The sequence below is a fragment of the Streptosporangium sp. CA-115845 genome, assembly GCF_050943795.1.
Lineage (GTDB): Bacteria > Actinomycetota > Actinomycetes > Streptosporangiales > Streptosporangiaceae > Streptosporangium.
In genome coordinates this window covers 5,263,810-5,284,757 of sequence record NZ_CP191988.1, presented here as the reverse complement: position 1 = coordinate 5,284,757, position 20,948 = coordinate 5,263,810, and the positions used below count along the sequence as shown (strand labels likewise).

Here is a 20,948-nt window from a genome sequence, read left to right as displayed (position 1 = left end):
CGCAGGTGTCGGGGCAGGTAGGTTACCGCTCGCCGGACGGGGGTGAGAAACCGCTGGGATCGGCTGCTCCCGGGTCAGTGCTCGGTGCCGACGCTCAGCCCGGGTTCCGCGTCGACGTGGAATCTGTCTATCCCGGTGAGCTGGCGGTATCGGGAGTAGGCGATCTCGTACGGCTCCCGTTCGCGGCCGGGTGGGAACGGCCGGGGCCGGAACGAGCGGCGGACCACCTCGCGCAGCTCGGTGAGGGAGCCGATGCGGCCGTCGGCCATGGCCTGGACGAGCAGGTTTCCCACGGCGGTCGCCTCCACGGGACCGGCCAGCACGGGCCGTCCGGCGAAGTCGGCGACGAGCCGGCACAGTGTCTCGCTGGAGGCCCCGGCCCCCACGAGGTGCACGGCCTCCACCCGCCGGTCGCTGAGGAACTCGGCCTGCTCCAGGGCCCAACGGTAGGAGCACGCGAGACTCTCCAGGACGCAGCGCACCGTCTCCGCGCGGCCGGCGGGCGGCGCCTGCCCGGTCGAGTGGCAGTAGGCCGCGATCCTCGCCGGCATGTCGCCGGGTTCGAGAAACCACGGGTGGCCGGGGTCGATCAGCGGTCCGAAGGCGGGGGTGGCGGCGGCCTCGGCGACCAGGTCCGCGTACGAGGTGCGCACGCCCCAGGATCTGCGGCACTCCTGAAGCAGCAGCAGGCCGTTGAGGGCGCGGGTGAATCGCACGGTCCCCATGACGCCGCCCTCGTTGCTGAAGCCCGCGAGCCTGGCCGCCCGGCTCGTGACCGGGGCGTCGAGTTCCAGTCCCGCCAGCGAGCGGGTGCCGCAGGAGACGTAGCCGACGGAGCCGGACGAGACGGGAAGCGCCACCGCCGCGGAGGCGGAGTCGTGGCCGGCCACCGCGACGACCACGACCCCACCCGGGCCGTCCCCGCCCTTCTCGCGCAGTGGCCCCGCGACCGTGCCCGGCTCGGTGAGCCGGTGGGCGAACAGGTGGCGGGGCAGGCCCAGGCGGGTGACAAGGCTGCTCGCCCAGCGGCCGGTCCTGACGTCCAGCAGCTGGCTGGTGCTCGCGATCGTCCGCTCGGTGACCATCTCACCGCTCAGCCAGAGGGTGAACAGGTCCGGCACCATCGCCAGGTGGTCGGCCGCCTCCAGAAGCGGCGATCCGGCGTGCGCCAGCAACTGGCAGGCCGTGGTGCCGGGCCCGGGGTGGATACCGGTCAGCTCGTAGTGGTCCTGCCAGGAGACGAGGCCCGCCAGGCCGGAGGTGTAGGCATCGAGGTGGTGGCGGGGGTTGGCCAGCAGCCGCCCGTCACGGTCGAGGAGGGCGAAGTCGCCGCCCCAGGCGTCCACGCCCACGCTGGTGACACGACCGCGGGCGGCGGCCAGCGCGATGCCTCCGCGTGTCTGTGCGAGCAGTCCGAGCACATCCCAGTACAGGCCGTCGAGGACGCGGACCGGCCGGTTGGCGAAGCGGTGCACCTCCCGCACCGCGAGCCGTTCACCATCGAATTCGCCGGTCAGCACCCGGCCGCTCTCAGCTCCGAGATCCACGGCCACGTAGACGGGCACGATCCAAGCGTAGCCGGAAAGCCCTTGCTGATATGGGTGATATATCAGAGACGGCAGGTGAAACAGCTCATGGAGTCGTCTTCCTCCCCGAATCAGACGGCGAACCAGACGGAGCCCCTTCTACCTGGCGGCCGGTCGCGGGCATCGGAACGCGTCCGCCCGCCGGGGGCCATTTCAGCAGGAGCCTGCCTGCCGCCAACTTCCCGAGAAGGGCAATCCCATGCAGCGTGTCTGCTTCCTGCTGAAGGTGAGGCCGGAGCGCCTCCGGGAGTACCGCGAGCGCCATCGCGCCGTCTGGCCCGAGATGCTCGACGCCCTGAGCGTCACCGGCCGGCACAACTACTCGCTCTTCCTGCGCGAGGACGGGCTGCTGATCGACCTGCGGTCGACCAGGGCGAGCGTGGGTAAGACCGGGACCTATTCCGGCATCGCGCGAAGAAGCGGTAACCCACCCGAAGTCGTGTACGACGTGGCAGGCGGGAATCTCCGTCCGTTAGGGCGGAGAGGATGTCAACGTCACGCTGACCGTCGACACGAACGAAGACCGTTCCGACGCGGCCAGGGGGTCGACGGTCCGCTGGCCGGGGTGAGGCCTCCCGAGCGCGTCTCCGGCGGCACACGCGCCGGCCGGGCGGCGAGCGATTCGATCCCGGGCCGGCGTGACGCCGAGCCGCCTCCCGCGGCGGCGGCGAGCGGGACCTTGACCATCGAGTTGTGGCCGGGAAATCGCACCTGGTATCCGCGGTGTGCGCTCCTGCGTAATGGTGCGGGGTATTGGGCACTTCGTGTCATCGCATACTTACTGAGCGTCGAAGTCGCCGGTCGTGGAAAATCCATACCGTGTGTGCGGGAATTAAGGATGGCGGCCGTTTTGTGGTCGACCGTATTCGTGAATCACTCCTCCTCCCGAGTGCGGATCGTTCCCCGCGTGGTAAATCGGCCGGTGGGATCGAGAAAAGAGCAGGTGAGAGTCTGCGGGAACGGGTGTAGCGGATCTCCCGCGGGACTGGCTCCCGGCAGCCCGTGCGATCGTGGCCCGCTTTCCGGCCTGCTCTCACGCTCGTGCCTGCGGTGGAATCCGCGCCGTACGCCGACGATGTGAAATTCGTTCGGATTCACTCCGCGAAGAATCTTCAGGTGGAATCAGTGCCGATAGGTTGATTTCTGACCCATAATCACCGTCAAGAACATGCGAAACGTGAAAAGGGAGCGCTGCGTTGCACGGCAGAACCTCTCCGCTGTTCATCGGCCGGAAGCGGGAGCTCGACTTCCTCGGGGAGGCGTGGGGGGCGGCCAGACGCCGCGACGCACGGATCGTGGGTGTCCGGGGGACGGCGGGAATCGGCAAGACCGAGCTGGTCGAGCGCTTCCTGCGGACCGTCCCCGGGGTGCGGACCGTGCGAGCCTTCGGCGATGAGGACGCGCTCGCCCATCCCTGGGGGGTGCTGGAACAGATCGCCGAGCAGTTGCCGACCCCGACGCTCGCCCGGACGCTGGCCGGCCAGGCCGAGGCCGCCTTCGTCGGCCAGGCCCTCGCGGCGGAGTTCGCCGCCGCGGACGCTCTGATCGTGGTCGTCGACGACGCGCACTGCGGCGACCGGCAGTCGATGACCGCGCTCCGCCTGGCGGCCCGGCGCCTGCACAACGCTCAGGTCATGCTCCTGGTCGTCCACCAGGCTCCCGGGTACGCGCCGGGAACGGCCCCGGACGCGCCACCCCTGGAACTCCACGAGGGCTGGGATCGCATCTTCGACTCGCCGCAGGGGCGCCTGCTCCAGGTCGAGGGGCTCTCCGCCGACGATCTCGTACGGCTCGCCGTCGCGACAGGCCACGACGGCCTCACCCCCCCAGGGGCCAGGAGACTGCACGAGCACACCGACGGCAACGCGCAGCATTCGATCCTCCTGCTGGACCAGGTGGAGATGCGCTCGATCAACTTCGGCAACGGCCCGCTGCCCGCCCCTCGCGGTATGACGCAGGCCGTCGTGGCGCGGCTGGCGTCGTGTGCCCGCCGCACCCGCGAGGTCGTGGGCGCGGCAGCGGTGCTCGGCCGCCGCTTCCGCCTGGCCGACCTGCGTGCGCTCTCCGGCGTCGCCGACGTCACCGTTCCTCTCACGGAGGCCGTCGGCGCCGGACTGGTCAAGGAGATCCCGGGAACGGCGGGGCAGGAGTTCGCCTTCACCACCCTGCTCGTCTGGGACCGCATCTACTACGACTCCAGCGTCGAGCGCCGCCGTGCCCTGCACCGTAACGCCGCCCTGCTGGGAGGTCCGGGCGCGCTCTGGCACGGGATCGCCGCCTCCGGTGGCGGTACGGACGGTGAGCTCGCCGCGCTGGCCCAGGGCGAGGCCCAGGCCCAGCTGTCTCGGGGCAGGCTGCCGCTGGCGGCCGTCTACGCCCGCCACGCCGCGGAACTGACCCCGCCGGGACCCGACCGTGTCGCCCGCGTGCTGACCGCCGCCGAGACCCTGCTGGTCTGCGGCGACGCCACCGTCGCCAGGCGCTACGAGAGCGAGATCCTCGCCGCGCCGGCAGGCCCCTGGCGCGACTACGTCGCCGGTTACCAGGCCCTGATCTCCGGACGCGTCGCGGAGGCCAGGCTGCTGCTGGTCAAGGCACTGGGCGCGGCCGGACACGACGGGGCGGAGAGCCCGGATGCGCCCGCGGACCTGCGGGCGCGCATCGCGGCCCAGCTGGCGATCATCGGCGTGGTCGAGATCTCCTACCCCGAGATGGTCGAGTACGGCACGGCGGCCGTCGCGGCGGGCAGCCGCGAGCAGTGGGTGCGGGCGTTCGCCTGGTTCGCCCAATCCCTGGGCTGGACCCTGGCCGGACGGGCCGGGGAGGCACTGTGGTCCCTGGCGGACGCCGACCTGCCAGGTTCGGCGGCCGGGCTGGACGGTCTGGTGGCCCGGGGCATGATCCGGCTGTGGACCGACGACCTCGACGGGGCCTCCAGCGACCTGCGTGACAGCGTCGCGCGGGCCACGCGCGGCGAGGCGCTGCGGGTGGGCCAGGCGCTCGGCTTCCTGGGCGAGGTCGAGTACCGGCCAAGGGGAGAGCATCAGATGGGTTCCATGTACGACCTTGGGAGGGATCGCCGGCGGCTTGGCCGGCCGTGGGGCGTGCCGGTCGCACCGGCCGTGCCGGCCGGGCAGGTTGGGGCGGCCGGATGAACGCCACCCTGACGGCCTTCGTACCGCCGACCGAGAGTGGCCGTGACCTGCTGGACAACTGGGTACGGCCGATCTGTGCGAGGCTGGGGATCGGTCTGGTGGTCGTGCCTCCCGGCATCGGCGGGGCCGTTGCGCTCGCGGCGCGGCGGACGTCGACCTTCGTCGTGTGGGACTGCTCGGTCGAGGGTTCCGAGGACGTCTACGCGGCCTTCGACACGCGCGCCAAGCTCGACCCCGGCAGCATCGTCCTCAGCCGCAGCCCGTTGCCCCGCAACGTACTGACCCGCGCCAGCCACGCTCCCGTCCACGGCGAGACCCTGGAGAACCCGGCACTGGGCGAGTGGCTGGAGCGGCACCTGCGCCGCGCGCTGGGGGCGGACCGGGCGCCGGCGCCGCGCTCACCGGGGCACTACTGGATGTTCGACAACCCGGCCGACTACTTTCTCAGCTTCCACGACGGCGGACGCCGGGAGGCGGAGGAGTGGCGTGCCACCTTCGAGAAGGCCCACGCGGTCACCGTGCGGATGGTGCCGCCCCGCGAGTACTCCTACCCGGCCGAGGTGGTCACGCGGCAACAGATGTGGGAAGGCGTGGCACGGCTGATGTACGAGATCATCGCGACCGGCAGGGCCATCGTCCATCCCGCCCCCGACTACTTCACGTCGTTCTGGACGGTGAGCGAACTGCTGGCCACGCTGTGGCTGCTGCCACGCGGCTCCACGCCACCCATGATCACTTCTGCGCACGTCGCCCGGCCCTCGGGCGTCATCCGGCGACTGGAACACCTGACCGCCCGTACCGTTCTGGGCGTCCCCCGCCTGGGTGAGGCCCACGCGGATCGCTTCGCCAGGCTCATCAACAACTCCGATCCGATCACCACCGCTCCGGAGGTCCGCGGGCGAACGGCGGACGAAGGGAGGATCGTCGCCGGAACGGTCAGGCACGTCGGCAGGCACGATCCGGAACTCGCCGGCCCGCGGTTCTGGGAGGAGATGCGGGTGCCCTGCCCGGTCTGCGCCCCGAAGAGCGGAGCCGCCGCGGAGGTCGACTGGGATCGGCACATGGATCTGGCATGGGACGAGCGGGGGGTGGACCACTACGGCTACTTCACCGCCCGGCGCGAGGACCTCGGCACCGGAGGGATCCGCTGCCCAGGATGCCGAACCCCCTTGCGGCTCGTCAACGAGCATGGCGTCCGCACGCTCTGGACGCCGATCTCGGAGACGGAGCCGGACCGGAACCGGCCGGTCATCCGGCGTGATCCCATCTGGCAGGTACTGCCGGACGACCGGCGGGGCGCCGAGTCGCTCTCCAGGAAGAGGGCCGACCCCCTCCGCGGCCTCATGGGCAGAGGATTCCCGGCCGAGGCACGGTGGGTCCCGGTGCACAGCCCCGCCTAGCGGCGGAGAGACCCCGGACCCGTGGTGCGGGGCGCGGGGCCGTCTTGATCCGGCGCGGACTCGCCGCGGAGCGAGCGCGAGCCCATGAGGGGGTCGACGTCCCGCGCGGGCCCGGGGAGCGGATACGAACGGGCGGATTCGCGAGGGCGGCCGAGGTTTCGGGAGAGCCCCTCGTCAGGTGAAGCATCCCCGTACGCCCTGGCGTGCGCCCCGGTTGAAGGCGCTCAGGCGCTGGGAGGCGCTGCCGTGGTCGCTCACGTCGGTCCAGGGGGTGTCGTCGGCGTGCCGCCGCAGGGCCGCCGCGATCTCCTGGGTGTCGCCGGTCTCGAAGAACAGGATGCCGTCCTCGGCGGCTCCGAAGAGGGTCGCCCCGGCGAGGCAGTCGGCCTGGAGTTCGAGTCGCCGTGACAGCAGCTTTTGTGGAATGCGGGCCTGGACGGCGTGGCCCCATTCGTGCGCGATGATCAGGTAGACCCAGGCGTCCCCCTGCCGGTATCCCATTCGCATCAGGTCGACGTCCCACGCGATGAAGTCGTAGGGCGGCCAGCAGTACAGGGCGTTGTCATCGGGGAGGGGGGATCCCTGGCATCTCGGCGCGTTGCTCCGCGCGCCGTCGTACCCGCCGAGAACGCGCGGGGGTGAATACCAGCCGGGGAAGAACTCGGACCAGTGCGTTGCCCAGAAACGATTGACGACGTACTGGGCGCTTCGAATGTCCTGGTTGATGTCGTCGAGGTTTCTCGCGGTGGAGGCACTCAGCGGGGCGTTCCCACTCGCTGTGGCGGTCGTGGTCCCGGTGAGGCCCGCGATCAGAACGCCGGTGAGCAACGAGACGAGTGCGAGACGAGTGATTCTCCATCGTGAAGCGGCCATGGGCTTCTCCCCTGTCACTGGTGGCCACATACCGGATATAAGGGTTTATTATTCGGAGGCTTTTCGCGGCAGAGTCACCATATGAGACAAGGTAATAGGGGAGAAGCGTTATCGCGAGATCGCATGAAATATCGAGGTAATTCGCCATGGGAGTTGGCGGGATTAGAGGCACGTCGTAATCGACTGAAGCAGGAGCGACGGCATGGTGCTCCCGTGGCGACGCTCCGGAGGCGGCCACGGCAGGCCGCCGGTGAAGCTTGGTGAGATTCGCGCGCTAGCCCGCGGGGGGAGCGGAGCTCTCCCGGATGACGAGGTCGGTGGCGAGTTCGACCCGGCGGGGTTCGGGAGCCTCGCCGCGGGAGATGCCCAGTGCCATGCGGGTGGCGAGGAAGGCCATCTCCTCCAGGGGCTGGCGGACCGTGGTGAGCGGTGGCCAGGCGGACCTGGAAAGGGGCAGGTCGTCGAAGCCGACGACGCTCAGGTCGTCGGGGACGCGCAGTCCGCGCTGCCTGGCGGCCTCGAAGACACCAAAGGCCTGCAGATCGCTGCCGGCGAAGATGGCGGTCGGGCGGTCGGGCAGCGAGAGCAGGGCGTGACCGTGGTCGTGGCCGGAACCGACGAGGAAGTCGCCGTGCAGGATCAGCGCGGGATCGACCTCGACACCCGCGGTCTCCAGCGCGGCACGGTAGCCGTCTATGCGGGCGCGGCTGCACAGCACGTCGGGTGGACCGCCGATCATGCCGATCCGACGGTGGCCGAGTTCCAGCAGGTGCCGGGTCGCGTTCAGGCCGCCCTGCCAGTTGGTCGCGCCCACCGACGCCACGCCGGGGGCCGGCTCGCCCTCGGGGTCGACGACCACGAAGGGGATCGATCGGGTGTTGAGCTGGCCGTACTGCTGAGCCGAGAGCCGGGAGCCAATGATGATCACGCCGTCGGTACGGCGGGCCGCCAGCCGGTCGAGCCAGTCACGACCGGGGCCGGCGTGGGTGTGCAGGACGGAGATCACGATGCTGGCCTCGGCCTCCGCGGCCGCGCTCTCGGCCCCGCGGATGAGTTCCATCGCCCACGGGCTCTCCAGTTCGGCGAAGATCAGGTCTACCAGGCCGACGGAGCCGACGGCGCCGGTGGCGCGGCGGACGTAGCCGTGCTTGTGAAGGAGCCGTTCGACTCGCCTGCGGGTCTCCGGCGACACCTCGGACCTGCCGTTGATCACCTTGGAGACCGTGGGCGCGGAGACCCCGGCCTCCTGGGCGATGCGGGCGATCGTCACCCGAGGCTTACCTGACATGCTTGGCAGCATATCCGAAACCTTTCGGAGTGTCGCTCCACGCCTGAGGCGTGCTCGTAGTCCTTTTGATCGAGCTTCTTCTGGGTGCGTCGCACGCGTTTTGATATTCCGTACTCGGCTTGAGCATGGAAAATTTTTGTGATTGGCAGAAATATTCAGAGCCGCTGTGTCCAGGCGTGACGCGGAAGGCGCCGGGAGACTTCACGGTCGATCGTCGTTCTCGCAAACCCCGCCGGCCCCTCTGCCGGTATCGCCTCCGTCACCCTGGACGGCGATGGTCAAGCCTTCGGGTGATTCTCGCGAAGAAGGACGTCAAAAGCGGCCTGTTCCGGATAGTGCGGAGCACATGGCTGAATTCCTCACCGATCTCAAGGAGATCCGGGCGCGGGCGCGATCGCCTCCTACACCGAGATCGTCAACCGGCTCGGCGACGGCGACGTGACCACCCGGCGTGTCTTCGAGGATCTGCCGGCCCAGGAGGAGGAGCACGCCGATGACCTGAAGAGCCTGCCGGAGCGGCTCCCCGGCGCGCTGAACAGCCAGGACTGAGCGGCGGTTCGGCGGGATCGGCCCGCCGCGCGAGCCGGTTCGGTGATGGGCGGTGCCGGGCGGCCGGCCCGCACGTGGCGCTCCGCGGCGGCGCGTTACGCCCGCGTCTCGCTCGCACGCCCGCGGCGCCGGTCCCGGGGGCGTGGGACGCCGTACGGCCGGATGTGTGCGTCGGAACCCGGCCGTACGGCGATCGGACCGGTCAGCCGGTCGTGCAGGACACCGTGGGGGCCGGGGAGCCCGTCCCCGAGGCGATGAAGCCGAAGGTCGCGGTCGCGCCCGCGGCCAGGGAGCCGTTCCAGGCGGCGTTCCGCGCCGAGACCGAGGCTCCCGACTGGGTGACCGTCGCGTTCCAGGCCTGGCTGATCTGCCGGCCGGTGAACGTCCAGTTCGCCGTCCAGCCGGCGATGGCCGCCGCACCGGTGTTCTTGACGGTCACCTCGCCCTGGAAGCCGCCCGGCCACTGGTTGGTGGTCTGGTAGGTGGCCGTGCAGCCGCCGCCCGGCGGGGGCGTGATGGTCGGCGTCGGGGTGGGGGTGATCGTCGGGGGCGGTCCCGAGCCGAGCAGGGCGGCCAGGGCGGGGAACCAGCGGTCCGACATCTTCTGGTCGCCCGAGGCGTTGGGGTGCACGCCGTCGTAGGTGTCGGTCGCGGTGCTGAAGCCCGTCCACTGGTCGACCACGACTATCGGTGACTGCGCGGTGGTCTTGCCCGCGGCCCAGCCGGGAATCGCCGCGTTGAGCGCGGAGACCCGCTGCGCGCACTCACCGCACGTGCTCGGGTTCATCGGGATGATCTGGGCGACGAGGATCTTCATGTTGGGGTTGCTCGCCCGCATCTGGTCCACCAGCTTGCCGTACGCGGCCAGGATGGTGGCGGTCGCGCGGTTGCTCCAGGCGTCGTTGGTGCCGAAGTGCATCATCACGATGTCGGGTGTGGTCGCCGAGAGCCAGCCGGGGAGCTGGTTCTGGTCGGCGACGTTGGTGACCAGCGCCCCGCCGTGCCCCTCGTTGTCCCCGTCGTGCGCGACGCCGCAGCCCTGCGGTGGCAGGGTGCCGACGAAGTCGGTGTTGGTGTGACCGGCGTTCACGAGCCGGTTCCACAGGAGGGCCCGCCAGCATCCGGGGGAACCGGTGATGGAGTCTCCGAGTGCCATGATCCTGGTGGCCGCCGCCTGCGCGGGCATCGCCGTGGCCGTCAGGAGGAGTCCCAGGGTCGCGACCGCGGTCACCGCGGCTGTCAGAACCGCCAGGATCGCGTCGCTTCCGCGCGTCTTTCGTCGCATTTTCCGCTCCTGCCTCGATGGGGCCCGATGCTAGGTGGCCCCGGGCGGGAGCGGGAAGCCGGCCGCCCGTCGGGAGCACCCTGACCTGCGACGTGATCTGCGGCGAGGGTGTAACTTTCAGCCGCCCGCCGCCCGCCGCCCGCCGCCCGCCGCCCGCCGCCTCGGCCCTTCGGTGCTTCCGGGCCTGCGTCGTTCGCACTCCTCCGCCGGGGATCAGGCATCCCCCGGCGGAGGAGTGATCGTCCGGCTCGCGAGGACGGCGCCACGGAAGGGTAAACGGGGAATGAAGGAAAGCTCCAAAATGTTCCACAGAAGTGGAGTTTATTGACGCAACCGTCAAGGTGAACGTAAGGTCCGGACAACACCTGATACCCCCACATAGATGCCCTGACCTCGGAGAACACCCCACGGAGCGTTCATGAAGCGACTAGTAGCGGCAGCGGCCTCCCTCTGCCTCGCGGCCGTCACCGCGGCCTGTGGCGGCGGCGCCGACAGCTCCGCCTCCGTGGGGAGCGCCGTCTTCACCACGATCGACGCGCTCAAGCCGGGCATCGACGCGAACGCGCCGATCAACCCGTACAACCCCAAGGGCAACGCCTTCCGCGGGTACAACGCCGAGTGGCTCGGGTGGACCAAGAACCACCTGACCGACCCGAACCAGTTCTACCCGGGCGTCGCGGAGAGCTGGCGGATCGCCCCGGACCAGTCCTCGATCACCATCGAACTCCAGCCGGACGGCAGGTGGTCCGACGGCAGGCCGATCACCGCCGAGGACGTGAAGTTCTCCATCGGCCTGGCCTACACCCAGGGCGGAACCGCCTACGCCCTTGACCCCTCCGCGGCCGGGGCGGCCTCCGACATCAAGATCCTGGACGACAGGACGATCAGGATCGCCCAGAAGACGAAGAACCCGAGCTCCACCTTCGTCCGCAGCGTCATGGAGACCGTCATCGTCCCCAAGCACGTCTGGGGCGGGGTGCTGCCCGCCGACTTCTGGCAGAAGCTGAAGGTCGCGCAGAGCGGCGCCCCCGGGGCCGAGGTGGCACGGGCCGGGATCACCAGCCTCGCGGAGAAGGTCATGACCTTCTCCCCGCCCGAGGACGTCTCCGCCGGGCCGTTCGTCCTGAAACGCGTCAACCCGGGCGAGGCGCTGCTGGTCAAGAACAAGTACTTCCACAACGCGGCCAACGTCGCCGCCGACCAGGTGCGCATCCTCAACTACACCGGCAACGAGCAGGTCTGGAACTACCTGGTCTCCGGCAGGCTGGACAGCGCGCCGTTCACCGCGGTCCCGGCCGCTGTGATGAAGCGCATCACCCAGACCCCGGGCAACGCCGTGGTCAGGGGGTACTCGCCGGTCAGCGAGGCGCTGGCGTTCAACCAGTCCAGGAAGCCCTACGACAACGTGCACGTCCGTCGGGCGCTGGCCTACCTGATCGACCGCGAGCAGGTCACCAAGGTCGCCTCCCCGGAGGGCGGCATCGCCTCTGTCACCACCTCGGGCATGCACCAGGAGGCCGCGAAGGCATGGCTGGGTGACGGTGTCGCCGCCCTGGAGCCGTACCGGCACGATCTCGCCAGGGCCGAGCGGGAGCTGCGGGCCGCGGGCATGAAGAAGGTCGGCGGCAGGTGGGCGATGCCGGACGGCAGCCCCTGGAAGATGACCATCAACGTGCCCGCGTCCTTCTCCGACTGGCTGGCCGGGGCCAAGGCGGTCACCAGCCAGCTCAACGACGCCGGGATCGACGCCGAGGTCGTCACCACCGCCGACTATCCGCTCTACCTGGAGGAGATGGCGGCCGGCAAGTACGACCTCGGCTTCTGGCTGGTGGCGCTCGGGCCCGCCCCGTACAACATCTACCAGCGTCTGTACGGGGCCCAGAACGGCTGGCAGCTTTTCGGCGGCAGGCTCACGCACGTCGCCCCCGGCACGAAGGGCAACTGGATGGGCGGTGCCGAGATCCTCGACGTCAACGGCGAGGGCATGATCAACCCCGGCGAGCTCGCGGTCAGGCTGAACTCCGCGCCCGAGGCGGAGCAGAAGAAGATCATCTCAACCCTGGCCAGGGCCGCCAACCAGGACCTTCCGGTGATCCAGCTGTGGGACTACGTCAACACGCAGGTCGTCAACACCACGCGTTTCAGCGGATTCCCCGGTCAGGACAGCGACGCGCTGCGCCTCACCGCAGGCGTCTGGCTCCAACTCGGCATGCTCGAGAGGAAGTAGCCACATATGACGGTCATCGCACGCCGCCTCGCGGGCCATCTCGCCCGAGGGCTCGTCATGATCCTGGTGGTCACCACGATCAGCTTCGTGATCATCAGGAACATCCCCGGCGACCCCATGCGGGCCCGCTACGAGAAGCTGGTCGAGCAGGGTATGTCGCCCGACCAGGCCGAGCGTGCCACTGCGGTGCTGTACGGCTTCATGCCGAAGGGCACGATGTGGGAGCAGTACGCCGACTACATGAGGGGACTGCTCCACCTCGACCTCGGCCAGTCGGTGAGCGTCCCCGGCGCGGAGGTCACCAGCCTGCTCGCCTCGGCGGCCGCCTGGACGATCCTGCCGGTCCTGGTCGGCACTCTGCTCAGCTTCGCGATCGGCATCATCATGGGCGTCTACGCGGCGATCAAGCGGTCGAGCAAGCTGGGCGACGTCCTGGCCGTCTCCGGCTCGCTCATGCACGGCCTGCCGCAGTACGTCCTCGCGCTGCTGCTGAGCGCGGTCTTCACGACCCTCCTGCCGATCTTCCCCGCGGGCGGCACGGCGGATGTCACGCTTGAGCCGGGCCTCAACGCCGCCTACATCGGCTCGCTGATCCAGTACGCCACGATGCCGGTCCTGACCTACGCGCTGGCCGGCTACGGAGGCTGGATCCTGGCGATGAAGTCGAGCGTGGTCACCGTGCTCGGCGACGACTTCATCCTGGCCGCCGAGCTGCGCGGTCTGAAGCGAGGCTTCATCTTCCGCTACGTGGCGCGCAACGCCATCCTGCCGCTCTTCACCACCCTGGCGCTCTCGCTGGGCCTGCTGTTCGGCGGCGCGATCTTCATCGAGCGGATCTTCACCTACCCGGGGCTGGGTCTGCTGCTGCTCAACAGCATCACCGACCGCGACTACACGCTGATGGGCGGGGCCTTCCTGCTGATCACCGTGGCGATCGTCATCGCCAACATCGTGGCCGACATGCTCTACACCGCGATCGACCCACGGGTCCGTTCCGGACAGGAGGCTTCATGAACGGGCGAATCACGACAGCCGACAGACGCCGCGTCCAGGGCGGCCGACCGGCGGGAGAGATCGCATGACCGCGCCGGTCATCACCAGGGGCGGCACCCGCGCGACGCTGCGGCGCAACTTCCGGCGCGGCGTCTGGCGGGTCCTGCGGCGCAAGCCCAGCCGGCTGGTGGGCGTGGTCATCCTGGGCGTGTTCGCGTTCATGGGTGTCTTCGGGCCGCTGTTCTACCCCGAGCGGCTGCCGCGCGACGACAACGCGCTCTACGCCGCGCCCAGCTGGGCGCACCCCTTCGGCACCGACTTCGAGGGTACGGACGTGCTCGCCCTGGTGATCACCGGGGCCCGGTACGTCCTGCTGACCGCCCTGGTCACCGCCGTCATCACGGTCGCCCTGGGCACCGCGGTCGGGCTGTTCGCCGGGTTCAGGCGGGGGCGCTGGGACAGCGTGCTCATGCGGATCACCGACATGAAGCTGACCATTCCCGGTCTCCCGCTGTTGCTGGTGCTGTCGACGATCTGGAAGTTCACCGGCGCGATCGAGATGGGCCTGGTGCTCGGACTCCTCGGCTGGGGCGGGGTGGCGCGCGCCGTACGGGCGCAGACCCTCTCGCTGCGCGAACGCGGCTTCGTCGAGGCGGCCAGGGGACTCGGCCTGTCCACCAGGCACATCATCGGCAGGGAACTGCTGCCCAGCATGGCCCCCTTCATCGCGATGAACACGCTCATCGCGGTGACCGGCGCGGTGTACGCGCAGGTGGGCCTGTTCTTCCTGGGCGTCCTGCCGTTCGACGCCAACAACTGGGGCGTCATGCTCAACCTCGCCGTGTTCGGCGGTGGCGCGCTGACGACGACCGCCGCGCTGCCGTACATGCTGGCACCGCTGCTGGCGATCCTGCTGCTCACCCTGGGCATCGTCCTCGTCGTCGACGCCATGGACGAGATCTTCAACCCCCGGCTGCGGGAGGAGTGACCGATGTTCGTACCTGCTGAGAAGGTGTCCATGACACTGGGCGAGCGGCTGTCCGCGGCCGTGGGCGTCCGGAACGCCGAGGCCGCCCGGACCACCCGAGGTGCCGCGGGCACCCGCGACGCGGAGCGGAGCGGGCCGCCGGGAGTGCGGGTCAGGGACCTGTCCGTCGTCTACCGGACGGCGGCGGGAGAGTTGCCCGCCGTGTCCGGGATCGACCTGGATCTACCGCCCGGGACGATCACCGGGGTGGTCGGCGAGTCCGGGTCCGGCAAGTCCACCCTGGCGCTGTCGCTGCTCAACGCGGTCCAGCCGCCCGGCAGGATCAGGTCGGGCAGCGTGGAGATCGACGGTCTCGGCGACGTCACCCGGTTGCGGGGCGAGGATCTGCGCAGGGCGAGGGGCCGGCACATCGGATACGTCTTCCAGGCCGCCCAGAACTCCCTCAACCCGCTCAAGACCGTCGGCAGGCAACTGCTCGACCTGGGGCGCTCGCACGAGATCCGGGACCTGCGCGGGCTGGTCAGGGACGCCAAGGACCTGCTCGGCCGGATGGGCATGGACGGCGCGCGCGTGCTCGACTCCCACCAGCACGAGCTGTCGGGAGGGATGCGCCAGCGGGTCGGCATCATGTTCGCGCTGGTCCTCAACGCCCACCTCGTCGTGCTGGACGAGCCCACCACCGCACTCGACATGATCACTCAGGCCACGATCCTGCGGATCGTCAGGGAGGTCCACCAGGAGCGCGGGCTCACCACGCTCGTCATCACCCACGACCTCGGCGTGGTGGCCGAGGTCGCGGACCGGCTGGTCATCATGTACGGCGGGCGGGTGGTGGAGCAGGGGCCGACCACCGAGGTGCTCGGCGCGCCTCGCCACCCCTACACCCAGGGCCTGGTCCGGGCCATCCCCCGCCTGGTCGGCGACCTCGGGGAGGCCAGGGCGCTGCCCGGCCGCCCGCCGACGCTTGGGACCGTTCCCTCACGGGGATGCGTCTTCAGGGAACGTTGCGACCGGCGCATGGACGTCTGTGAGACCGAGGAGCCGCCCGCCGTCCCGTACGGCGAGTGGATCGTGGCCTGCCACGCCGTCGCCGCCCGCGACGCGAACACCAGGGAGGAGAAGGCGTGATCACGGGGCAGCACATCACGAAGACCTTCAAGCAACGAGGAAGCGTGCTCACCGGGCGGGAGGTGAAGGCGCTGCGCGGCGTCGACTTCGCCATCCCGAAGGGCGGGGCGGCATCGTTCATCGGAGAGTCCGGCTGTGGCAAGACGACGCTCGGACGGATCATCGCCGGGCTGGAGAGTCACGACTCCGGGGAGATCACCATCGACGGCACGCCCATGTCGTCGCTGCGCCCGCGGCAGCGTGAGCCGTACTTCCGCCGCATCCAGCTCATCCACCAGGACCCGTACTCGGCGCTCAACCCGACCCGTACCGTGCACCAGACGCTGGACGCGCCGCTGTCGCTGCGGGCGGGGCAGACCGGCCGTTCGCGGTCATGGGCGGACGGGCGCGCCAGGGAACTGCTGGAACTGGTCGGTCTCGACCCCGGCTACGTGCTGCCCCGCTACCCCCACCAGCTCTCCGGCGGCATGCGCCAGCGGGTCGTCATCGCCCGGGCACTCACCGTCGACCCCGAGATGCTCGTCGCCGACGAGGCCGTCTCCATGATCGACGTGTCGCTGCGGCTCGGCATCCTCGCCCTGCTCAAGGACCTGCGCGAGAACCTCGGGGTGAGCGTGCTCTTCATCACCCACGACGTGGCGACCGCCCGCTACATCGGCGACGACGGTGAGCTGTACGTCATCTACCGGGGGCAGGTCGTCGAGCGCGGCCATGTCGAGACGATCATCTCCGATCCGGTGCATCCATACACCCAGTCGCTGCTGTCGGCCATCCCGGTGCTGCACGGCCTGGAGCGGCCAGGTGAGCAGCGGGTGACGCCGGCAGGGGCGCTCGACGAGAGCCGCCACGACGCGGGCTGCCTGTTCGCCCGGCGCTGCCCGTTCAGCACCGGTCGTTGCGAGTCCGAGCAGCCGGTGCTCGGTCACGGTGGGGACACGCCCCAGGAGCACGCCTGCTTCCACCCCACCCCCCGCAACGTCGTCGCCATGCCGATCGGCCTGTCGTGAACCCGCTGGGGAACGGTCGCGGGACGCACGGGGTGCCCGGGATCCGTGAGGCCGCCGCGGCCGACACGGCAGCGCTCGCCGGGATCGCCGAGTCCGCGCTCACCCTGGACACCGGGGAGGCGGCGAGCCTGGTCGCCCGGCTCGCCGAGCCGCCCGAGGACAGGCGCTGGACGGCGCTGGTGACGCGCGGCCTCGACGGCGTGCTGTTCGCCTCCATGTCGGCGCGCGACCCGTACGCGGGCCACGTCGACCTGCTCGCCGTGCGTCCCGAGGCCCGGGGAACGGGGCTCGGCCGGGCACTGGTCGCCGCGGCCGAGGACTGGCTGCGCGGTCAGGGGGCGACCGAGGTCCGCCTCGCGGGCAATCCGCCCGCCTACGCCTGGCCCGGCATCGACGTGCGCTACACCGAGGCGGCCTGCCTGGCCGAGAGTCTCGGCTACGAGCGCTACAACGTCGCCTGGAACATGACCGTCGACCTCACCGGCGACCTGTCCGTCGACGCCGACCTCGCGCGGCTGGCGGGCCTGGGGGTCGCCGTGCACGCCGCCGCCCCCGGGGACCGCGCCGCGGTGTCGGCCTTCGTCAGGGAGCAGTGGAACGGCAACTGGGCGTGGGAGGCGGAGCAGGCCGTTGGCTGCCACTACGCCGTCGGGGAGGGGAGGCTCCTCGGCTTCGCGGCGTGGGGGGCCAGGCCCACCTGGTTCGGTCCGATGGGCACCACACCGGCCGCGCGAGGCCTGGGCGTCGGACGCGTGCTCCTGCGCCGCTGCCTCGCCGAGCAGCGGGACGCGGGCATGTCGAGTGCCCAGATCGGCTGGGTGGGGCCGCTGCACTTCTACGCCCGGGCGGTCGGTGCGCACGCCGAGCGGGTCTTCTGGCTTTACCGCCGTGATCTGCGGTGACGGCCCCAGCTCGCCGGCGCGGCCCGATGGGTCCAGCCCCAGTCCGACACACGCCCACAACGCCCGCATTGTCAGAAGATCATTTACTTGACGGTAGCGAGACAGGAACTTCAATGACATTGGACGCCATGAGTGATCAGCTCTCCGCGCTTTCCACCGAACAGAGCGATCCTCGCTACAACCGGATCGACCTGCTCTCAACCGAGCAGGTGGCCCGGTTGATGAACGCCGCGGACAGCACGGTGCCCGCGGCGGTGGCCGCGTCGATCCCGGAGATCTCGGCCGCGATCGACGCGGTCGTCGCCCGGATGAAGGCCGGCGGCCGCCTGTTCTACGTGGGCGCGGGGACGTCGGGCCGGCTGGCCGTGCTGGACGCCTCCGAGTGCCCGCCGACCTTCGGCACCGATCCCGAACTCGTGCAGGGGGTCATCGCGGGCGGTTCCCCCGCGCTGACCCGTTCCGTCGAGGGCGCCGAGGACGACCAGCAGGGGGGAGCGGCCGCCATCGCCGAGAGGGGGGTGGGCGCGCTCGACTCGATGGTGGGCATCTCCGCCAGCGGCCGCGCGCCCTTCGTGCTCGGCGCGCTCGCCGAGGCGAGCCGCCGCGGCGCGCTGACCGTGGGGCTGTCGTGCAACGTGGCGACCCCGCTGTCGGCGGCCGCGCTGCACCCCATCGAGGTGGTCGTCGGCCCGGAGGTGGTGACCGGATCCACCAGGCTCAAGGCGGGGACCGCGCAGAAACTGGTCCTCAACATGATCTCCACGATCGCGATGGTCAGGCTGGGCCGTACCTACGGAAACACCATGATCGAAGTGTCGGCGATGAACTCCAAACTGGCCGACCGCGCGGCCCGGATGGTCAGCGACATCACCGGGGCCGCCCTGCCGGTCTCCCGCTCCGCGCTGGAGGCGGCCGAGTGGCACGTGAAGGTCGCGGTGCTGATGATCGAGCACGGCCTCGACGCCGACGGCGCGCGGGTCCTGCTGGAGCGGCACGGTGACCGGTTGGAGGCGGCGCTGGAGGCGGCGGGGCGGAGCCGGGGTGCCTGAGTCTCCGGTGGGCCCTCTCGATGAAGGGGGCGGGCTGGCCGAGATCCGCGGTACGGTGACCGGTGGGAGGCGGCGGGGTGCCTGAGTCTCCGGTGGACCCTCCCGATGAAGGGGGCGGGCTGGCCGAGATCCGCGGTACGGCGACCGGTGGGAGGCGGCGGGGTGCCTGAGTCTCCGGTGGGCCCTCTCGATGAAGGGGGCGGGCTGGCCGAGATCCTGGGGGCGGCGGTGCCGCGCGTCTGCTCGGCGGCGGTGGCCGCGATCGCCGTCGGCGGCGTCACAGTGGCCGCCGCGGCCGTGGGGGAGACCGTACGCTATTCGTCGGCCTCGGAGGAGCTCGCCGCCGACCGGCCGCCCGCCGGGCACGACTCGATCTTCGATCTCGCCTCGGTCACCAAGCTCTTCACGACCGCCGTCATCCTGTCGCTGGTCGAGGAGGGCCGTCTCGGTCTGGACGAGCCCGTCGCCGCCTGGCTGCCCGCCTGCTACGGCGGCACCCCCGAGGCCACCCTGCGGCATCTGCTCACCCACACGGCGGGCCTGCCGCCGAGCCGCAGGGCTCACGAGGAGATTCCCGGTGACGGCCCCGAGGTCCATGCCAGGCGGATGGAGCGGATCCTCTCGACACCGCCGATCGGCCCCGCGGGCGGGCGTTACCTCTACTCCGACGTCGGGCTGATCACGGTGGGCCGGGTGGCGGAGATCGCCGGGCGGGCGCCCCTGGACGAGCTCGTCCGCGCCCGGGTCACCGGCCCGCTGGGCCTGTCCGACACCGGCTACCGTCCGGCCGCGTCCCTGCTGCCCAGGGCCGTCGCCACCGAGCACAAGCCGGAACGCCCGGGGCCGGGGTGCGTGCGCGGCGAGGTCCACGACGAGACCGCGCACGGCCTGGGCGGGATCGCCGGGCACGCCGGGATCTTCTCCACCGCCGGTGATCTCCTGCGTTTCGCCGAGACGCTGCGCACCGGGGGCGTGCCGGTCCTGCGCCCCGCCACGGTCGCCGAGATCACCCGCGACCACGGCGTCGAGGGTGCGGACTTCCGTCACGGCCTGGGCGTGCGCATCGGCGATCCCGCGATCGTCGGCCCGCTCACCGACGCCTACGGCCACTCGGGCTTCACCGGAACCTCGCTCGTCGTCGACCCCGGACGTGCCCTCGCCGTCGTGCTGCTGACCAACAACGTCCACCCGTTGCGCGGCCGTGCGGGCATCCGCGACCTGCGCCACGCCGTCGCCGCCGAGGCCCTGCACCTGTTCCGAACCCGCTCCTGAACCCGCGTCGTGTCCTGACCGGGCCCGTGCCGCGTCCGCGGCCACGAGGGTTCGCGGTGAAGGTGACGGCGGTTTCCGAGGCGGCCGATGCGGGGCGTCGCATGACCTCGCCGGTGAGCGCGCCGATCGGCACGACCGTGTTCAGGCTCTCCGGCCCGGCGTGCTACCTGCTTCGGCGGCGGTGGTCGGCTCTGAACCCGTCGATGGCGTCCCTGGTGGCCCGCAGTGCGGCGTCCGAGGTCTCGAAGGTGCGCTGCGCGATGCCGACGAAGATGCAGTCGACGATCAGGAGCTGGCTGATCCGGCTGGCCAGCGCCCCCGGGCGGAAGACCGTCTCCCTGCCGGCCGAGACCAGGACGTGGTCGGTGAGCTCGGCCAGGGAGGAGCGCGGGTTGTTGGTGATGGCCACCGTGGTCGCACCCGCCCGCTGCGCGACGCGCAGCGGCGCGAGCACGTCGGGGGTCTCGCCGGTGCAGCTGACCACCACCGCGACGTCGTCCGCCCGTACCAGTGCCGCGCTGGTCAGCGCCAGGTGTGCGTCGGTGAAGGCGTGGGCGGGCAGGCCGATCCGCATCAGTTTCTGCGCCATGTCGGCCGCCACGAGCCCGGAGGCCCCCACTCCGTAGACGTCGATCTTGCGTGCGGCGGTCAGTGCCTCGACCACCGAGCCCAGCCGGTCGGGGTTGAGCTGCGCCGCGGTGTCGGCCAGCGCCTCCGTCTCGGCTCTGGCCACCTTCGCGATCACGTCGGTCAGCGGGTCGTCGGGGCCGAGGTCGCCGGGCACCAGCCGCTCGGGCTGGTCCCTGGCCACCGCGGCGGCCAGCGCGAAGCGCAGCTGGGAGTATCCGGCGAAGCCCAGGGCCCTGGCGGTGCGCACGATCGTGGCCTCGCTCGTCCCGGAGACCGCGCTGAACTCGGTGATGGTGCTGCGGGCCACCATGCCGGGATCGTCGAGGATGAGACGGGCGATGGCCTGGGCCGCGGGGGTGAGAGAGGGCAGGACGGCCCTCACCGTGGCCACCAGGTTCACGGGGGTGGGGCCGTCGAGGACGTTCATCAAATCTCCTTGGGCGTGGAGACCCCGAGCTCTGGTTCTGGGGAGGGAAGGTGGCGTGGCGCCGCATGGTTCTGCGGGGTGTTCGGCGGTGGCGATAACCAAGCTACCGAAGCGCGCCGTGTGGTGCTTTCGCCGTCGGGCCGGCGGGGAGGTGGGACGCCGGTGGGGGAGAGGTGGGCCCCGGCCGGC

At 70.8% G+C, this 20,948-nt stretch carries 16 protein-coding genes; 11 read left to right on the top strand and 5 right to left on the bottom strand.

Going from position 1 to position 20,948, the window contains the following annotated elements; translation table 11 throughout:
• Window positions 1-74: 74 nt before the first annotated feature.
• Window positions 75-1,565: a rhamnulokinase gene (locus ACQP0P_RS26105; RefSeq protein ID WP_433359114.1), complete on the bottom strand. Its 1,491-nt coding sequence runs from the start codon at window positions 1,563-1,565 to the stop codon at window positions 75-77.
• Between the two features lie 220 nt (window positions 1,566-1,785).
• Between ACQP0P_RS26105 and ACQP0P_RS26100 the strand changes: the two genes are divergently transcribed.
• The 3 genes from ACQP0P_RS26100 (at window position 1,786) to ACQP0P_RS26090 (ending at window position 6,141) form a co-directional block, all read left to right on the top strand.
• On the top strand, window positions 1,786-2,667 hold the full coding sequence (locus ACQP0P_RS26100; protein WP_433359113.1) for an L-rhamnose mutarotase: 882 nt from the start codon (window positions 1,786-1,788) through the stop codon (window positions 2,665-2,667).
• Window positions 2,668-2,782: 115 nt separating this feature from the next.
• Window positions 2,783-4,741 (top strand): AAA family ATPase, encoded by a 1,959-nt coding sequence (locus ACQP0P_RS26095; RefSeq protein WP_433359112.1) that lies wholly within the window; start codon window positions 2,783-2,785, stop codon window positions 4,739-4,741.
• Window positions 4,738-6,141: a hypothetical protein gene (locus tag ACQP0P_RS26090; RefSeq protein ID WP_433359111.1), complete on the top strand. Its 1,404-nt coding sequence runs from the start codon at window positions 4,738-4,740 to the stop codon at window positions 6,139-6,141. Before ACQP0P_RS26095 ends, ACQP0P_RS26090 begins: the two co-directional genes overlap by 4 nt.
• 174 nt (window positions 6,142-6,315) lie before the next feature.
• Here the strand turns inward: ACQP0P_RS26090 and ACQP0P_RS26085 are convergent, their stop codons facing one another.
• From ACQP0P_RS26085 to ACQP0P_RS26075, 3 genes are all read right to left on the bottom strand, one after another.
• Window positions 6,316-7,014, bottom strand: coding sequence for a neutral zinc metallopeptidase (locus ACQP0P_RS26085; RefSeq protein WP_433359110.1), 699 nt, complete (start codon window positions 7,012-7,014; stop codon window positions 6,316-6,318).
• A 274-nt stretch (window positions 7,015-7,288) separates the two neighbouring features.
• The gene (locus ACQP0P_RS26080) at window positions 7,289-8,302 is read right to left on the bottom strand and encodes a LacI family DNA-binding transcriptional regulator (protein WP_433359109.1); all 1,014 of its coding nucleotides are present in this window, start codon (window positions 8,300-8,302) and stop codon (window positions 7,289-7,291) included.
• Window positions 8,303-9,053: 751 nt separating this feature from the next.
• Window positions 9,054-10,136: a cellulose binding domain-containing protein gene (locus tag ACQP0P_RS26075; protein ID WP_433359108.1), complete on the bottom strand. Its 1,083-nt coding sequence runs from the start codon at window positions 10,134-10,136 to the stop codon at window positions 9,054-9,056.
• A gap of 418 nt (window positions 10,137-10,554) precedes the next feature.
• On the opposite strand from ACQP0P_RS26075, the gene ACQP0P_RS26070 reads away from it, so the two are divergent.
• The 8 genes from ACQP0P_RS26070 (at window position 10,555) to ACQP0P_RS26035 (ending at window position 19,702) form a co-directional block, all read left to right on the top strand.
• The gene (locus ACQP0P_RS26070; protein ID WP_433359107.1) at window positions 10,555-12,363 is read left to right on the top strand and encodes an ABC transporter substrate-binding protein; all 1,809 of its coding nucleotides are present in this window, start codon (window positions 10,555-10,557) and stop codon (window positions 12,361-12,363) included.
• Between the two features lie 6 nt (window positions 12,364-12,369).
• Entirely contained in the window at window positions 12,370-13,377 is a 1,008-nt protein-coding gene (locus ACQP0P_RS26065; protein WP_433359106.1) for an ABC transporter permease, read from the top strand.
• 64 nt (window positions 13,378-13,441) lie between these two features.
• Window positions 13,442-14,344: an ABC transporter permease gene (locus ACQP0P_RS26060; RefSeq protein ID WP_433359105.1), complete on the top strand. Its 903-nt coding sequence runs from the start codon at window positions 13,442-13,444 to the stop codon at window positions 14,342-14,344.
• 3 nt (window positions 14,345-14,347) lie between these two features.
• Window positions 14,348-15,472 carry an ABC transporter ATP-binding protein gene (locus tag ACQP0P_RS26055; protein ID WP_433359104.1) on the top strand — a complete coding sequence of 375 codons (1,125 nt, stop codon included), beginning with the start codon at window positions 14,348-14,350 and terminating at the stop codon, window positions 15,470-15,472.
• Window positions 15,469-16,479 carry an ABC transporter ATP-binding protein gene (locus ACQP0P_RS26050; protein ID WP_433359103.1) on the top strand — a complete coding sequence of 337 codons (1,011 nt, stop codon included), beginning with the start codon at window positions 15,469-15,471 and terminating at the stop codon, window positions 16,477-16,479. The genes ACQP0P_RS26055 and ACQP0P_RS26050 overlap by 4 nt, the downstream gene beginning before the upstream one ends.
• A 32-nt stretch (window positions 16,480-16,511) precedes the next feature.
• Window positions 16,512-17,381 carry a GNAT family N-acetyltransferase gene (locus tag ACQP0P_RS26045; protein WP_433359102.1) on the top strand — a complete coding sequence of 290 codons (870 nt, stop codon included), beginning with the start codon at window positions 16,512-16,514 and terminating at the stop codon, window positions 17,379-17,381.
• A gap of 128 nt (window positions 17,382-17,509) precedes the next feature.
• Window positions 17,510-18,430, top strand: coding sequence for an N-acetylmuramic acid 6-phosphate etherase (gene murQ, locus ACQP0P_RS26040; RefSeq protein ID WP_433359101.1), 921 nt, complete (start codon window positions 17,510-17,512; stop codon window positions 18,428-18,430).
• A gap of 162 nt (window positions 18,431-18,592) precedes the next feature.
• Window positions 18,593-19,702 (top strand): serine hydrolase domain-containing protein, encoded by a 1,110-nt coding sequence (locus ACQP0P_RS26035; RefSeq protein ID WP_433359100.1) that lies wholly within the window; start codon window positions 18,593-18,595, stop codon window positions 19,700-19,702.
• Between the two features lie 163 nt (window positions 19,703-19,865).
• Here the strand turns inward: ACQP0P_RS26035 and ACQP0P_RS26030 are convergent, their stop codons facing one another.
• Window positions 19,866-20,759, bottom strand: coding sequence for a MurR/RpiR family transcriptional regulator (locus ACQP0P_RS26030; RefSeq protein WP_433359099.1), 894 nt, complete (start codon window positions 20,757-20,759; stop codon window positions 19,866-19,868).
• Window positions 20,760-20,948 lie beyond the last annotated feature (189 nt).